The 14,688-nt window shown below is 63.8% G+C and carries 12 protein-coding genes; 4 read left to right on the forward strand and 8 right to left on the reverse strand.

Annotated features, from left to right (window positions below; genetic code table 11):
- Positions 1-52 precede the first annotated feature (52 nt).
- On the reverse strand, positions 53-1,318 hold the full coding sequence (locus AB5Y93_RS02035) for a Rid family detoxifying hydrolase (RefSeq protein ID WP_368228723.1): 1,266 nt from the start codon (positions 1,316-1,318) through the stop codon (positions 53-55).
- A gap of 1,070 nt (positions 1,319-2,388) precedes the next feature.
- On the opposite strand from AB5Y93_RS02035, the gene AB5Y93_RS02040 reads away from it, so the two are divergent.
- Together AB5Y93_RS02040 and AB5Y93_RS02045 are read left to right on the forward strand one after the other, a co-directional pair.
- The gene (locus AB5Y93_RS02040) at positions 2,389-3,261 is read left to right on the forward strand and encodes a hypothetical protein (protein WP_368228724.1); all 873 of its coding nucleotides are present in this window, start codon (positions 2,389-2,391) and stop codon (positions 3,259-3,261) included.
- Between the two features lie 374 nt (positions 3,262-3,635).
- Positions 3,636-4,037: a hypothetical protein gene (locus AB5Y93_RS02045; protein ID WP_223929890.1), complete on the forward strand. Its 402-nt coding sequence runs from the start codon at positions 3,636-3,638 to the stop codon at positions 4,035-4,037.
- A 112-nt stretch (positions 4,038-4,149) separates the two neighbouring features.
- Here AB5Y93_RS02045 and AB5Y93_RS02050 read toward each other — a convergent pair whose 3' ends face one another.
- Both AB5Y93_RS02050 and AB5Y93_RS02055 read right to left on the reverse strand, forming a co-directional pair.
- Complete coding sequence (locus AB5Y93_RS02050) at positions 4,150-5,274, reverse strand: anhydro-N-acetylmuramic acid kinase (RefSeq protein ID WP_324040987.1); 1,125 nt, start codon at positions 5,272-5,274, stop codon at positions 4,150-4,152.
- Positions 5,275-5,338: 64 nt separating this feature from the next.
- Positions 5,339-6,649 carry a peptidoglycan DD-metalloendopeptidase family protein gene (locus AB5Y93_RS02055; RefSeq protein WP_041212599.1) on the reverse strand — a complete coding sequence of 437 codons (1,311 nt, stop codon included), beginning with the start codon at positions 6,647-6,649 and terminating at the stop codon, positions 5,339-5,341.
- A gap of 114 nt (positions 6,650-6,763) precedes the next feature.
- On the opposite strand from AB5Y93_RS02055, the gene tyrS reads away from it, so the two are divergent.
- Positions 6,764-7,963 (forward strand): tyrosine--tRNA ligase, encoded by a 1,200-nt coding sequence (tyrS, locus tag AB5Y93_RS02060; protein WP_368228725.1) that lies wholly within the window; start codon positions 6,764-6,766, stop codon positions 7,961-7,963.
- A 102-nt stretch (positions 7,964-8,065) separates the two neighbouring features.
- Here tyrS and AB5Y93_RS02065 read toward each other — a convergent pair whose 3' ends face one another.
- The 3 genes from AB5Y93_RS02065 to AB5Y93_RS02075 form a co-directional block, all read right to left on the reverse strand.
- Positions 8,066-8,869: a helix-turn-helix transcriptional regulator gene (locus tag AB5Y93_RS02065; RefSeq protein ID WP_010673884.1), complete on the reverse strand. Its 804-nt coding sequence runs from the start codon at positions 8,867-8,869 to the stop codon at positions 8,066-8,068.
- An 11-nt stretch (positions 8,870-8,880) separates the two neighbouring features.
- The gene (locus tag AB5Y93_RS02070) at positions 8,881-9,414 is read right to left on the reverse strand and encodes a YbhB/YbcL family Raf kinase inhibitor-like protein (protein WP_049637270.1); all 534 of its coding nucleotides are present in this window, start codon (positions 9,412-9,414) and stop codon (positions 8,881-8,883) included.
- Positions 9,415-9,591: 177 nt separating this feature from the next.
- Entirely contained in the window at positions 9,592-10,848 is a 1,257-nt protein-coding gene (locus AB5Y93_RS02075) for an adenylosuccinate synthetase (protein WP_042880306.1), read from the reverse strand.
- A 190-nt stretch (positions 10,849-11,038) separates the two neighbouring features.
- Between AB5Y93_RS02075 and AB5Y93_RS02080 the strand changes: the two genes are divergently transcribed.
- Positions 11,039-11,941 (forward strand): LysR family transcriptional regulator, encoded by a 903-nt coding sequence (locus AB5Y93_RS02080; RefSeq protein WP_368228726.1) that lies wholly within the window; start codon positions 11,039-11,041, stop codon positions 11,939-11,941.
- A 63-nt stretch (positions 11,942-12,004) separates the two neighbouring features.
- Here AB5Y93_RS02080 and AB5Y93_RS02085 read toward each other — a convergent pair whose 3' ends face one another.
- Positions 12,005-13,360, reverse strand: a complete 1,356-nt coding sequence (locus AB5Y93_RS02085; RefSeq protein ID WP_368228727.1) for a TAXI family TRAP transporter solute-binding subunit — start codon at positions 13,358-13,360, stop codon at positions 12,005-12,007.
- Positions 13,361-13,508: 148 nt separating this feature from the next.
- Positions 13,509-14,648 (reverse strand): MalY/PatB family protein, encoded by a 1,140-nt coding sequence (locus AB5Y93_RS02090; protein WP_010673889.1) that lies wholly within the window; start codon positions 14,646-14,648, stop codon positions 13,509-13,511.
- Positions 14,649-14,688 lie beyond the last annotated feature (40 nt).

Genomic DNA, 14,688 nt, shown 5'->3' on the forward strand with positions numbered 1-14,688 from the left:
TTACCAAAAAAGAGACCGGCATATAGCCGGTCTCTTTTTATTTCAACAAACCTTACACCTGCGGCGGTGTGCTTTCCGCGTTGGACATCACCGCATCCATCTGGATTCGTGCGCCGGCGGGCAGTTCGCTCACGCCAATCACGGTGCGGGCAGGCAGATAGGCCGGGAAGTATTGGGTGTAGATGGCATCCACCTCCGCCAGATCCGCGATGTTGGCAAGCTGGATATTGACCTTGACGATATCGTCCATCACGTGGCCGATGCTCTCCACAATAGTCTTGATATGGCCGAGGCACTGGGCGGTCTGCTCCTTGACGCAACCGGTCAGCACCTTGCCGGTGGTCATGTCGAGCGGCAACTGGCCGGCGATATGGTTGTAGTGGGAGAAGGCGACGCTCTGGCAATGGAGCGGGCTTCTCGGTGCCTTGTCGGTATTGCGGGCACGAATCACCAGGTTGTGCCTGTCTTCCACCAGCTGTGGCGGGGTACCGTCACCGTGGGAGATGACCGCATCCATCTGCACCCGGGCGCCCAGCGGCAGGGCGACGGCACTGACCACAGAGCGGGCGGGCAGATAGGCGACGGCGCGGGCGATGGCGGAGTCCGGGAAGAAGGTGGTGTAGACCTCGTTGACGGCGTCGAGATCCGCCAGATTGGTCATATAGACAGTCACCTTGACGATGTCGTCGAAGGGCACGTCGATGCTCTCCAGCACGGTTTTGATATTGCGCAGGCACTGGGCCGCCTGCTCGCGGATGCCACCGTCAACCAGAGCGCCGGATGCGGGGTCGAGGGGCAGCTGGGCACCGATATTGTTGTAATGGGAGAAGGCGACGCTCTGGCTGGAGAGCGGATCCTGCGGGGCGTGGTCGCTGTTTCGGGAGATCTTGAGCAGCGGGCAGGGGGCCTGGGGGAAGGTGCCTTCCCCGTTGGAGAGCAGGGCGTCCATCTGCACCCTGGCGCCGAGCGGCAGACTGGCGACGGCGAGCACTGTGCGGGTCGGCAGCGAGTGGGGGAAGAATTCACGATAGACGGTGTTGACGGCATCGAGGTCGGCGATGTCCGCGAGGAACAGGGTCACCTTCACCATGTCCTCCATGCCGTGGCCAATGCTCTGGACGATGGCCTGGATATTGGTGAGACATTGTCTGGCCTGGGCCTGGATATCCCCTGCGACCAGCGCGCCCGTTTTCGGATCGACGGGGAGCTGGGTGGCAATATTGTTGTAGTGGGAGAAGGCCACGCTCTGGGTATAGGGCCCCAGATCCTGAGGCGCATTGGGGGTATTTCTGGCGGATTTGATGATGGTACCACTCATGGCGATACTCCTTTTTCGTTTTTGATGTAGGGTCCGGGCCGCATTGTTCTTCCCTGGCCGAATACGGCACGCTGATGACTCGTGATATTGCGGCAACAGTTGCCCGTTCCCGCCGCAGGGCGACGGAGAAAAGGAGAACGATCATCACAGTGTCGAGCCCTGTTTCGATGCAGACAGCGCGTGCAACAGACAAGGGAGAGAAGTTGGCCTGGTGATTCAGACGGGAGAATTCTAGGGGGCGGTTATCCGGGGATGCAAACCGGGATCCTGTTTCTATGAGGTGGCTCAACAGAGTGAAAAATATTCATTTTGCGATTCAATTCATGACGGGTATGCCAGATAAAGGTGATGATGATCCCGCTTTGCGATGAAAGCGGAACCAGATAGCGCCATATTGTCGCGTATCAGGGTTACAGCCTGTGAATCTTCCGTTAATACTTTTGGCTAAATTGCAGCTTATTCTCCCGGTTTTGCATAGCTATCTATTTATCGCTCTCTCGACGCCCTGTTCAGCGCCGCCAAAATATGCTGCGGTGAGCACACTGAAATAACATTCACCCTCTTTGCATGGCCACAGGTCATGACATAAATACGGGAGAAAGAGAGGGCGCTCTTTAGCCCCTGCGGCGGAGGCTGACATGGGCGGGTCGCCACACCGCCTATGCCATATCTTTTCAGTGGCGCGAACGCAGCCCGCCAACAAGGCTCATAAGCAAGGCGAGGGGGTCTTCCCCTTGCCTGCCCCGACTTGCCGCCCCCCGATGCATATCACTCCTGTCATGACCCTCCCTGTGAGGGGGCCTCGGAGTCCGCCCTGCTTTGCCGCCCTGGCGTATCCCGCACTCCTTGCGATGCAGCCGGCTCATCTTCACCGCACCATCCTTATTTGTGTTCTTTGTCATCAACTGCCGTTATTGCGACCTGGGTCGGGGTTTGGGTGGATTATTAACTGTATGATTAATAATGAAATCAGGGACCCTGCCGACGAGCAGCACGGGTCGGCACTCATCTGCCCGGGAGTGGCACATGCGATCGCATCGCGATCCCCGTCATCTGACTTCGGAGGTTTTATGCTTGGATTCATTCTGGGTGACATGTACAGCCGCACCAGCGGGTTTCGGCCACCCCCCCGCCTAGGCAAGCACTTCCCCCTCGCCCCCGACTATCAACTGCGCGGTCGCACCGGTGCCGCCATCCTGACCATGGAGACCCTGCTCGATACCCCCTATCCCCAGAAGAAGTTCAGGGCCCTGATCTATGGCGCCTTTATCGAGCGCCAGCGTCGCCTCTTTGCCGAGCAGGTGGTCATCGGCCGGATGGAGGAGGGCCAGGACCTGGCGATCGCCATTGATCTCGCCTTTATCAGCACGGCGGTGCCCATCGGTCTGCTCGCCATCTCGGAGGAGATCGCGCTGCTGACCACGCCCCGTCCCACCCAGACCCATCCCCATCAGGCGGCCTTGAGCCAGGCGCTCGACTGTACCGCCATGCTGATGTTCTATGCCAAGGTCATTCGCCAGCGCAATGCAGTGCTTGAGCACATCGGCCACCAGTTCGGCTACAGGCCACAGGCCGGGTTGGTGGCCAGGGTGGGCCACGGCGGGGAAGATGACTATGCCGCCTTCATGGTCAATGTGATGACCTGCATCGCCCATTCGGGCTCCTTCAAGGAGGCGCTGGAGAATGGCGTCAGGATGGGCATGCACGAGCCCGCCTTCTTCTGTATCGTCGGCGCCCTGGCCTCGACCCTGTGGGGAGTGCCCAAACCCTGGGCCCATGAGATCTCCCGTTTCATCCAGCGCCAGCACCCCCACTATCTCCAGATCCTGCTGCGGTGCGAAGCCAGGGTGGGCCGCAGACAGATCAACCTGGAGCCTCCCAAACCGCCGCTCTGTGCACCGGTCAAGCGCCAGGTAAACCGCTTCCTGAAGTGGGCCTTCTAGGGGCCATGGGAGTGCTCTCGATGTGCGGGCCCATGGCGCCATCCCATCGGCCCGCCCCTCCTGAGGGTCATCACGGGGCTGTTATCTCACTGACCCCTGCTCCCCGGCTACCTTGCCCATGAGAGGATGGTCAGGAAAGCCAACGGCTGCACGGGGGACAAGGGTCGGGCAGAAGGTGATCCACCTCGCCTTTTGATGTGAACGTCTTTTGATGTTTGGCGCCATACGATACCATGCTGCGTGTGTTCCTGTTGGGGGAGGCGCCGCCCATCGCCCCCGTGGCTGGCTGCTGGTCCGTCATGATCACGGGATGCACAATCCGGGGCCGCCACGGCAACCCCTTATCGCCATAGCCAACAGGACGGAGTATCAGGATGGCCATTGCCATTGAACAGTCGGACAACACACTGAGGGTCAACAAGGATCGCTACGATCTGGGCCGCATCGTCGGCGTGCAGGTAAAAGCACTCGGCTGGATGGATAGGCTCAAGAAGACCTTGTTGCTGGGAGTGGTCACCTCCAGTGTGCTCTTTTACTTCACCCCTTCCTACGAGCAGGCGGGCAACTGGCTCATCGTGCTCTTCCTGCCCCTGGTGGGTTTTCTGTCTGGCGCCCTGATGGGGCTGCTCTCCAGCGCGAAATATGAGTTTTGCATCGAATTTTCCCACGCCGACGAGACGGGCGTGCAGTGGATCACCGCTGCCAGGAGCCGGCATGTCGCCGACTATGAGACCTTCAAGGCGCAGGCGGCCAGGTTGAAAGAGCGGCTCGGGTAGGGAGCACAGAGTGACGGGTCTGCGCCATCTGGCGCCAGGCATAACAACAAGCCCGATCAGGTGCACCTGTTCGGGCTTGTTCCATTAGAGGGGAGGGCGCTCGGGAAGCGGCTCAGGCGGGATAGAGGGCGCCCAGCACCGCCGGGCGGCTAGCGCCGGTCACCGCAGGCAGGTTGCCTGGCTTTCGCTGGATAAAGCGTTGTGCCAGCCAGGCAAAGGCGGCCCCTTCCACCCAGTCCGGTGCAAGGCCGAGCTGGGCGGTACTGGTCAGATGCCAGTCGGGCAGCAGGGCAGCAAGCTCCGCCAGCAGCGGGGCGTTGTGGGCGCCGCCGCCGCAGACAAACAGCTCGGGCCGGGTTGGTGCGTCACTGTGGGCGGGCAACTGGCGGGCGATACTGTGGCAGGTGAGGGATTGCAGGGTACGCTGCACATCTGCGGGGGCGTATGTGCAGCCGTCCAGCTCGCCGTCGAGCCAGTCGAGGGTGAACATCTCACGCCCCGTGCTCTTGGGGGCGGGGGCGGCGAAGTAGGGGTGAGCCAGCAACTGCTCCAGCAGCGCAGGGATAAGCCTGCCGCTGGCGGCCCACTGGCCACCGGCATCATAGCTGTCACCGTGCGGATGGTGGCGGCGATACCAGCCGTCGAGCAGGGTATTGGCGGGGCCGGTATCGAAGCCATATACCCCTGAACCCGCCCCCCCGTCGGCCTGGCCGGGCAGCACCGAGATATTGGCAATGCCGCCGAGGTTCAGCACCACCCGAAGGGCGTCGGGGCGGGCAAAGAGCGCCTGATGGAAGGCGGGCACCAGGGGGGCCCCTTGACCGCCGAGGGCCATGTCCATGGTGCGAAAATCGGCCACCACGTCGATGCCGGTCAGGGCCGCCAGCAGGGCCGCGTTGCCTATTTGCAGGGTAAAGCCGAGGGCAGGGCGGTGGCGTATGGTCTGGCCGTGACTGCCGATGGCGCGAATCTCCTTGGGAGTCAGCGCCGCCTTGGCGAGCAAAGCCTGGGTGGCGGCGGCAAATTCGCGTGCCACCAGGTTGTCGGCTACCCCCATGCGGTCGATTTCGTTCTCCCCCGGGGTGCAAAGCGCATGCAGGGTGCGAGCCGTATCGGCAGGCCAGGGATGGCACAGCGCCGCCTCTACTCGAAGCGCTTCCCTATCCATCGTCACCAGCACGGCGTCGATACCGTCCATGCTGGTACCGGACATCAAGCCTATATAGCGTTCCGTCATGACAACCCCTTTCAATGATGCGGGGGAACCGTCCGATGCCGTGTTCCACCTTGGTCGACAGCGGTCAGCTGTCGTCGCCGTTGCCCTTGTTTCTGGCCAGTTGCAGCTCGGGGCTGTCCAGCTTGGCCAGCTGTGGCATGGCCTGGGCCTTGAAGCTGGCCAGCGCCCGCCCGCTGAGAGACTCCGCCTGGGGCAGGTTGAGGGTGCGCGGGTTTTTGTGCACGCCGCCCACCACGAATTCATAGTGCAGGTGCGGGCCTGTGACCCGGCCGGTGCCACCGAGCAGGCCGATGGTCTGGCCCTGCTTCACTCGCTGCCCCTTGTTGACGGTGCGCTTGGAGAGGTGCAGGTACTTGGTCACGTAGTTGCCCGCGTGCTTGATGAAGACGTAGTTGCCGTTGAACTGGTTGTAGCCGGCGGCCACCACGCTGCCGCCGCCCGCCGCCATGATGGGGGTCCCCACCGGCGCTACGTAGTCGATGCCGTTGTGGGGGCGCACCTTGCCGGTGACCGGGTGAAGGCGGCGCGGATTGAAGTTGGAGCTGATGTATTTGAAGTTGACCGGCGCGCGCAGGAAGCTTTTGCGCATCGCCTTGCCGTCCGGGGTGTAGTAGTTGCCATCCGTGTTCAGCACGGCGCGGTAGATGGCCCCCTGGTTGACGAACTCGGCGGCCAGGATGTCGCCGGAGGCAACCCGCTCGTCATCCTGGTATTTGTCCTGGTAGACCACCCGGAAGCTGTCCCCCGGTTGCAGGTCCTGGGCAAAGTCGATGTCCCAGCCGAAGATGGCGGCGAGATCCATGATCTGGTCTTCCGTCATGCCCGCTTCGACGGCGGCGCCCCAGAAGCTGGAGCGGATCTCCCCCTGGGCCACCTGTTCGCGGGTGTCGAGCTCGATCTTCACCGGCCTGGCCACGAAGCCGTCATCCCGGCGGTTCACCTTGAGCGCCTGCTCCAGGCTGTGGGGGTAATAGAGGCTGTGCAGCTCGCCGCCCTTGGTGAGCTTGAAGGTGAGCTCCTGACCGGGCTTGAGCAGGCGCAGGGTATCCGTGCCCTCGAGCTGATCGATGAGGTGCAGATCCGTGGTACTGAGGCCGAGGCGCTGGAAGATGACCCCCATGTTGTCGCCGCTGCGCACCTTCACCTGTCTGGTGACATAGCGCGGTTTGGGCGGAGTGACGGGCTCGGCCCGTGCCAGCTGCGCCTCCTCGTCGACCTGCTGCTCGACGGCCAGTTCGTTGTCGTTGTCATCGACCCGGGTGGCGACTGCCTGTTCGCTCGGCCAGGCCGCCAGCATCATCACCATGATGCTCAGGATAAGCACCATCTTGCGGTGCCAGTGAGGGAGAGAGTTGAAGGCGTGCCAAAGGACCATGAGAAGCAGACAAAGTTGAACCCGGAAGAAGGTCGGAGTTTACCGCCTTTCCAATTGGCCCGCCATTCCAGTAATATGTCTGGCCCTGTGGAATCGTGATTGGAGAGTCAAAAAATGTCCCAGCTCGAGGTGGCGCTAGCCGAGATCAAGCGCGGAGCGGAAGAAATTCTGGTTGAAGAAGAACTGATCGCCAAGTTGAAGGAAGGGCGCCCCCTGCGCATCAAGCTGGGGATGGACCCGACCGCGCCGGACATCCACCTGGGTCATACCGTGATCCTCAACAAGCTGAAGACCTTCCAGGATCTGGGCCATGAAGTGATCCTGCTGATCGGTGACTTCACCGCCATGGTGGGTGACCCCTCCGGCAAGAACGCCACCCGTCCGCCGCTCTCCGAAGAGGCCATCAAGCACAACGCCCTCACCTATGCCGAGCAGGCGTTCAAGATCCTCGACCCGGCCAAGACCCGCATCGAGTACAACTCCACCTGGCTGAGTGAGCTGGGCGCGACCGGCATGATCAAGCTGGCGGCCAAGCAGACCGTGGCCCGCATGATGGAGCGCGACGACTTCAAGAAGCGCTACAGCAACGGCCAGTCCATCGCCATTCACGAATTCCTCTATCCGCTGCTGCAAGGCTATGACTCGGTCGCGCTGAAGGCGGACGTCGAGCTCGGCGGTACCGATCAGAAGTTCAACCTGCTGATGGGTCGCGAGCTGCAAAAAGATGCCGGCATGGCGACCCAGTGCGTGTTGATGATGCCGCTGCTGGTAGGCCTGGACGGCGTCAAGAAGATGTCCAAGTCCGCTGCCAACTACATCGGCGTGCACGATGCCCCGGGGGAGATGTTCGGCAAGATCATGTCCATCACCGACGATCTGATGTGGAACTACTACGAACTGCTCTCCTTCCGTCCGCTCGCCGAGATTGAAGAGTTCAAGGCAGGTATCGCCGCCGGCACCCTCAATCCGCGCGACGTGAAGATCTGGCTGGCCAAAGAGATCATCGCCCGTTATCACGACGAAGCGGCGGCCGAAGCGGCCCACGAAGATTTCACCCAGCGCTTCTCCAAGAACGCCATTCCGGACGACATGCCGGAAGTCGAGCTGGCACTGGAAGGCGAAGGGCTGGCCATCGCCAACCTGCTCAAAGATGCTGGTCTGGTTGACACCACCTCCGAAGCGCTGCGCATGATCAAGCAGGGCGCGGTGAAGCGCGACGGCGAGAAGCTGGATGATGGCAAGGCCCTCATCGGTGCCGGTACCGCCGTCTACCAGGTCGGCAAGCGCAAGTTTGCCCGGGTGATCGTCAAGTAAGTCGCCACCTCTGGCGCCGCCATAAAAAGGCCTCCCTTGCGGAGGCCTTTTTGTTTTTTGGGAGCAGCATGGCGTTCGATGTCATGCAAAGGAGAGGGGCGATCAGCGTTCTCCTACCTGGCGAGCGGCATGGCTCCCAGGGCAGGTACGCAGGTATTGGTGGGGGGTCAGGCCGAACTCCTCCTTGAAGCGCGCGGCAAAGCGGCCGGGGGAGTCGTAGCCACAGGCGAGGGCGGTCTGAAGCGGCGTGAGCCCCTGTTGCAGCAGGGTGAGGGCGTGCCCCAGGCGTACCTGGGTCAGCACCTGGCGAAAGCTGCGCCCCTCGGCGGCCAGTTTGCGGACCAGGGAGGCGCGGCTCATGGCGAAGTGGGTCGCTACCGTCTCCAGCCGGTGATCGAGACCAGGCTCCACGCTGAGGTAACGGGCCAGCCGTTCCCCCAGGGTCATGGTGGTGGCAGGAAAGAGCAGGCCAAGGCCCCCCGCTTCCCTGAGCTCGCCATAAAACCCTTGCAGCAGCTGGGTCTGGGCCGTCTCGCAGAGCTGCCGCTGCGCCATGGTGGTGACGAGATCGAAGCAGAAGGCGAGGGCCGACGTCACCCTGATGGCCGGTGGCTTGAGGAGATCGAGGGGGCTCTCTGCCAGCCACTCGGCCGGTGGCGGGGCCAGCAGGGTGAGCGCCTGGGAGCGAAACGTGCCCTGCTCCGGCTGGTTGACGAAGGTGAGCCGGTGACCCGCCGGGATCAGCAGCCAGCTCTCCTTGTCAAAGGAGAGGCGCTGCTCCCGCCACCACAGCTGCTTGCGGCCCTGCTGCACCCAGATGAGGGTCGGCGCGTAGATGAGCACCCGGCGCAGGGGCTGCTGGCGGATCCCGAAGTAGTGATTCAGTTGCAGCAGGGGCGTGCTCATCGGGCGGGCTCCTAGGGGGTGGTGAAGGTGGCGGTCAGGGTGGCCTTGCCAAGGGCGAGGCTGTTGAGCATGTAGCCTACCATGGCGGGCGGGGTGTTGGCCTTCACCTCCAGCGCCTTGGGCAGGGCCCAGACGGTGAACTGGTAGCGGTGCATGCCGTGACCGGCGGGTGGGCAGGGGCCGCCATAACCCTGGGTACCGTAGTCGGTGCCAAGCTCCAGTCCCTGCTTGATCTTGCCGGAGGCATTGCTCGGCAGCTCGCTCTGGCTGGCCGGCAGGTTCACCACCAGCCAGTGCCACCAGCCGCTGCCGGTGGGGGCGTCCGGGTCATAGGCGGTGATGGCGACGCTCTGGGTGCCGGCGGGCAGGCTCTGCCAGCTCAACTGGGGGGAGCGGTTCTCGCCGCTGCAACCAAAGCCGTTGAAGCTGAAGACCTTGTCCATGGGTTCACCCTCGCGGATGTCGGTACTCTTGAGGGTCATGGCGCCGGCGGGCAGAGCCGCGAGGCAGAACAGGGGCAGCAGCGGGATAATGGGGGATCTCATGATGGGCACTCCTTTGTGTGAATATGGCATTCACTCTAAGGGGGCTGGCTCAAAACAGAGTGCCCGTATGGCTCAAATTATGCCATGCAGGCGGCTTTTGTGAGCTGTTCGGGGCTTTTGAGGGGCATAAAAAAACCGGCATCCTGGGATGCCGGTTTTTGGGAGAGGCGAGGGGCCTTAGCGCAGGATCATCTCGTCACGGCCCGGGCCGACGGAGACCATGGGCACCGGCACGCCCAGCAGGGCTTCGATGCGCAGCACATAGTCCTGGGCAGCCTTGGGCAGCTCGGCGAAGGTGCGGCAGGCGCTGATGTCTTCGCTCCAGCTCTCCATCTTCTCGTAGACGGGGGTGAGGGCGGCGGTCTGCGGCCAGATCGGGTTCTCGGTGTGGGCACCTTCGTAGGCCACGCAGATCTTCAGATCCGGCAGACCGGTCAGGCAGTCCAGCTTGGTCAGGGCCACTTCGGTAGCAGCCTGCAGCTCGACGCCGTTCTTGGTGGCGACGGCATCGAAGTAACCCACGTCACGGGGACGGCCGGTGGTGGCGCCGAACTCGTTGGTGATCTTGCGGAACTCGTCCTGGTTCTCCATGGCGGTCAGCAGGGTGCCGGTACCGACGGAGGAGCTGAATGCCTTGGCCACGGCGATGACGCGCTCCGGGCGCAGGCCCGGCAGACCGCCACCGATGCCGGCGTAGGCGCCGGAAACGTGGGAGGAGGTGACCCAGGGGTATTCGCCGTAGATGAGATCACGGCCGGCACCCAGCTGGGCTTCGAACAGCAGGGTCTTGCCTTCGGCTTGCAGCGCCTTGAGGGGCATGCTGACGTTGCAGACGGCGTCCAGCCAGGGAGCGGACACTTCCAGCAGCCAGTCGGCCATCTCCTGGGCGGTCTGGGTGAATTCGAAGTCCGGATAGAGAGCCTTCATCTGCGGCAGTTTCCAGTCCAGCATGAACTGGATGCGCTCGACCAGCACGTCCGGCTGTTTCAGCCAGCCCACCAGGATCGCTTTTTTCATGACCCGATCACCGTAAGCCGGGGCGATGCCCTGACGGGTGGAGCCGTAGGCGCCGTCACCCAGGCGTTGCTCTTCCAGGGTGTCTTCCAGCGCGTGCAGCGGCAGGCAGAGGGTGGCACGGTCAGAGATGGCGAGCTTGGGAATGACGCCGGAGGCCTTGACCTCTTCCAGCTCGACGGTGAGCTTCTCGGGGCTGATCACCATGCCGGGGCCCAGCACGACCAGGCAATCCGGGTTGAAGACGCCGCTCGGCACCTGGTGCAGCTTGAAGGTGCCCAGATCGTTGACCACGGTGTGGCCGGCGTTGTTGCCGCCCTGGAAACGAATACTGGCGCCAGCCTGGCCTGCCAGATAATCGACGATGCGGCCTTTGCCTTCATCACCCCAGTTAGCACCTACGACTACGATAGACGACATGACTCTTTCTCCTAAGACGTTAGGCGTCCATCCTAGGAGCCCCGTGAGGATTAGAAAAATTAATTATCTTTATAATTCCGATAAGGAAGCCATATAATTCCGGTGCAATTATCGACACCGCGCTCCCTTGTGTGGTGCCCGTGCCCTGGCGGCGCTGGCCCAGCCATCGACCCGGGAGAAGAGGAACCCCATGCTGGACATTCACTGGCTGCACACCTTCGTCACCCTGGCCCGGTTGCAGCACTTCGGCCAGACGGCCACCGAACTGCACATGACGCAACCCAATGTGAGCCTGCACCTCAAGAACCTGGAGCAGGCGACCCGGGTCAAGCTGGTGGAGCGCAGTCCGTTTCGCCTGACCCAGGCGGGGGAGCGGCTGCTGCAAAGCGCCGAGCGCGCCATCAACGAGCTGCAGCTCTGCCAGTCCGATCTCAATGCCCTGAGCCAGTTGAGCCAGGGGACGCTCGCCATCGCCGCCAGCGACATCATCTCGCGCCTGCTGCTCATCCAGCCGTTCCAGCGCTTCAAGCAGGCCTTCCCCGGTATCGACCTCACCCTGTTCAACACCACCTCGGATCAGGCGGCGGATCTGGTGCGGGCGGGCAAGGCGGATCTGGGCTTCGTGATGGCACAAAAGCGCAGCGAGCCGCTCTTCTACACCGAGTTGCAGCAGGTGACCTGGTGTGCCCTGGGGCGCGGCCTGGCCCGCTGGCAGGCGCGGGCCAGCTCGGGAGAGAGCGATCCTCTGGACGAGCCGACCCTGATCCTGCTGGGGCACGACACCCGGACCCGGGCATTGATCGATCCCTCCCTGCCCCTGCTCGGCCTGCCGAGCTGCCGCATCATGGAAGTGGGGAGCGTGGATGCCCAGCTTGACTGGGCCGAGGCGGGCTTTGGCGTCGCCATCGTGCCGGATTTCTCCCTGCACCCCAGGCTCAAGCTGACCGCCCCGGTGACCCGGCTCACCGATTTTCCCGGTACCAGCCTGGGGTACGTGGTGCGCCAGAACCAGGTGCTGTCGCGGGCCATCAAGCAACTGCTGCACTGGGTGGAGGAGGAGATCCAGAATCCGGCGCTGCTGCTGGCGCCGTGACAGGCCAGGCGCCCGTTCCCCATAACCAAGAGGCCACCCCTGGGGTGGCCTCTTTGTTGGTGTTCATTGCCCGGCGGGGGCTGTGGTCTCCACCGCGTGGCTGGGCGGGCTGGCCGGCATGGCCTGCGGTGATGGCGCCTCCAGCGGCGTTGCCGCCGAGGCGGGCGCCTCAGGCGGGGTCAGGGGATGGCCTGGCGCCAGGGTTGCGCTGCCCGGTGTGGGCGGCTCGGTCAGTGCCGGGGCCTGGTTGGTGGAGGCCGCCCCCGAACTGGTTGAGAGGGTCGCGGCGGCCGGCTGCTCCGGCAAGGTGTCGGACCCCTCCAGTGGCGCGGTGCCTTCCAGGGGGCCTGTCCCATCGGTCGGTGTGGCCGCGCTGCTCGCCGGGGACAAGGTCGGCAAGGCGCCCGAGGTGGCCTCTGCCCCGGATGCCGTGAGGGTGTCCGCCGGGAGGGTGGGCACGGCATCCAGCATGCCGGGATGGAGCAGGGCGATGCTACCCGCCTGCATGCCTTCCCAGGTGAGGGTGGTCAGTGCCGGATGCAGCCGGGTGAACTGCTTGAGCCGCTCGTTCAGCACGTCCCGCAGGGTGCGCACCTCGCTCTCGGGCAGACTGGCCAGCGCCACCAGTTCGGCGGTGACGGCGAAGGTATTGACGCCGCTGGTCTGCCCCGGATAGAGGTTGGCGCCGATGCGGCTGCGATCATAGTAGGGGTGCTGCTTGAGCAGCTTGTCCACCTGTTCCCCCTCGATGGGAATGAGGCGGGCCTGACAGCGGCCGGTGAGATCGCCGATGGCCTGATTGGGGTGACCGGCGACCACGAAGGCGGCATCCAGGGTGCCGTCACAGAGCCCCTCCAGCCGGTTGCCCGGGGAGATCACGGGCGGGCGGCTGAAATCGGCGACCCGCCACCCCATGGCATCGAGCAGGGCCCGGCTGGTGACGCTGTCCCCGGAGTTGGGGGCGCCGACATCGACCCGCTTGCCCTTGATGTCGGCCAGGGTGGTGATGTTGCTGGTGGCGCTGGCAATCAGGGTCAGGGACTCCTTGTGGAGCCGCAAGAGGCTGCGCAGCTGATCGTCCGGGGCCTGGCCCGCGAAGGGGCCGCTGCCGTGCACCGCATGGTAGAGCACATCCGACTGCATCAGGGCGAGCTGTACCTCTCCCTTGGCGAGCGCCGCCAGATTGGCGATGGAGCCCGAGGTACTCTGCACCGTGCAGTGCAGGCCGTGGCGGGCACTCTCCTCGTTGAGCAGGCGGCAGATGGCGCCTCCTGTCGGGTAGTAGACGCCGTTGAGGGCCCCCGTGCCGATGGTGACATAGGCGGGGGAGGCGAAGAGGGAGGGCGCCAGCACGGCCGCGAGCCAGGGCAGGGCGGTACGTGACAGACGCAACAGGGCAGAGAAGGCGAATGGGCGCATAGTGGACCGAAACCGTGGCTGAACATGAGGAGGAGGCGGGCTCATCCCGTGATGAGCCTCATCTTATCCGTATCAGACGGGAAGCTGAACGGATTTTACCGCTTTTGCGCGCACCGGGCGGCCTGGGGCCGCCGCCCGGGACGGTTCGCTAGCGGGTCTGGAGAATGGCTTTCTCCATGCGGGCCAGGGCCTCGGTGAGACGGGCCCGGGTGCAGCCAAAGTTGAGCCGCACGAACTGGCCGTTGCCGAACTGGGCACCGGGGGAGAGACCCACGCCCGCCTGTTCGAAGAAGGCGACGGGATCGTCCAGGCCCAGGGCGCTCATGTCGATCCAGGCGAGGTACGTGGCCTGGTTGCGGGCCAGCTTGACGCCGGGCCAGCGGGCCACGGCCTGCTCGATCAGGGCCAGGTTGCCGGCCAGATAGTCGAGCTGTTCATTCAGCCACTGCTCGCCCCCCTCATAGGCCGCCTCGGCCGCCACGAACCCCAGCAGATTGACGTCGGCGCTGATGCCGCGCATCGCCTGTTGCAGCTTGAGCCGCAGGCGGGCATTGGGGATCACGGCGAAGGAGCAGCACAGCCCTGCGATGTTGAAGGTCTTGCTCGGCGCCATCATGACGGCGGAGCGCTCGGCCGCCTCCGGGCTCAGGGCACCATAGGGGATGTGGCGGGCATCCTTGTCCAGCAGCAGGTCGCAGTGGATTTCGTCGGAGCAGATCACCAGGTTGTGGCGCTCGGCGATGGCGTCGATGGCCAGCAGCTCTTCCCGGGTGAAGACGGTGCCGCCCGGGTTGTGGGGGTTGCACAGCAGCAGCAGATCCGCCGAGGGGGCCTGACGCTCAAGCTCTTCGAGATCCAGCACCCAGCGACCTTCTTCCTCCACCACGGGGACGGTGAGCAGGGGGCGGTCATTGAAGCCCGGTGCCTGCAGGAAGGGGTAGTAGACCGGCTTGGGGGTGATGATGCCGCGCCCGTGCTGGCTCCAGGCCTTGCAGGCGAGATTGAGGCCCGGCACCACCCCGGGCAGGAAGACGAGCCATTCGGGCTGGATGGTCCAGCCATAGCGGCTGGCCAGACGCGATACGATGAGTTCGATGAGCCGGGGAGAGGGGCGCGAATAGCCGAAGATGCCGTGGGCGACCCGTTTGGTGAGGGCCTCCAGTACGGCGGGGGGAGAGACGAAGTCGGTGTCTGCGACCCACATGGGCAGGACATCCTGACCCTTGTATTTGTCCCATTTCAGGCTCATGGTACCGCTGCGATCTATTTCCCGGTCAAAATCAAACATGTTAAATCCTTGTACTGGCGCTGGATGGGCTTCCAATGTA

The sequence above is a fragment of the Aeromonas sp. R10-1 genome, from assembly GCF_040908465.1.
In the GTDB taxonomy this organism is placed as follows: Bacteria; Pseudomonadota; Gammaproteobacteria; order Enterobacterales; family Aeromonadaceae; genus Aeromonas; species Aeromonas caviae.